This window comes from Arthrobacter sp. CMU6 (assembly GCF_059090205.1).
Window position 1 is genome coordinate 1 of sequence record NZ_JBNHFL010000109.1, and the last position, 355, is coordinate 355.

Below are 355 nucleotides of genomic sequence, written 5' to 3' on the forward strand. Positions count from 1 at the left end.
ACCGAGGAACCGGCCCTGCTCGACGGGTACGGGCCGATCCCGCCCTCCATGGCCCGTGCACTCGTCGCCGAGGCACCGTCATTCCGCAGGGTGCTCAGCGACCCCCGCGACGGCGCACCCCTGGAGATCGGGCGGACCAGCTACCGCATCCCCAAACCCCTGCGGCAATGGCTCCGGCTCAGGGACGCTAAATGCACGTTCCCGGCCTGCAACAACCATTCCCTGGACAACGACGCCGACCACCTCCTGGCCTGGGCCCGCGGCGGACCCACCGGCATCAGCAACCTCGGCCAACCCTGCCCCAAACACCACCGCCTCAAACACGGCTCCGCCTGGGCACCCACCGCCGCCACCG

At 70.7% G+C, this 355-nt stretch carries 1 protein-coding gene; it reads left to right on the forward strand.

Annotated elements, in window-relative coordinates; all coding sequences use genetic code 11:
• The coding region (locus AC5RWD_RS23280) for an HNH endonuclease signature motif containing protein (RefSeq protein WP_494022277.1) at positions 1–355 on the forward strand (355 nt) is incomplete at both ends.